The 479-nt window shown below is 63.9% G+C and carries 1 protein-coding gene; it reads right to left on the reverse strand.

Going from position 1 to position 479, the window contains the following annotated elements:
* Window positions 1–357: cbb3-type cytochrome c oxidase subunit I (locus tag ACR6JA_RS23270; protein WP_494599902.1), on the reverse strand; the 357-nt coding region annotated here is incomplete at its 3' end.
* Window positions 358–479 lie beyond the last annotated feature (122 nt).

Below are 479 nucleotides of genomic sequence, written 5' to 3' on the forward strand. Positions count from 1 at the left end.
GGCGAAGGCCATGTCGGACGCGCCGATCTGCATCGGGATCATCCAGTTCGCGAAGCCCACGAACGCCGGCATGATGGCGCCGAACACCATGATCAGGCCGTGCATGGTGGTGAACTGGTTGAACAGCTCGGGGCGGAAGAACTGCAGGCCCGGCTCGAACAGCTCGGTACGCAGCAGCAGCGCCAGCGTGCCGCCTTCGAGCAGCATGACGAACGAGAAGATGAGATACATCGTCCCGATGTCTTTGTGGTTGGTGGCGAAAAGCCAGCGGCGCCAGCCGGTGGGGGTGGCGTGGTGGTGGTCATCGTGACCGAGGCCGTGGCCCGGCGACACGTGGTCTACAGTGACGCTGCTCATGATGGACTCCTTCCTGCTGAGTGCCGGCTCCGTTCCACGGAACCGGCAGGGTATCTCTGACTAAACGGAACCAGCTCTGCGTTGGGAAGCGGGCGCGATCAACGCGCGGCCGCCACGTCCTT

Source organism: Cedecea sp. B1(4) (assembly GCF_059414925.1).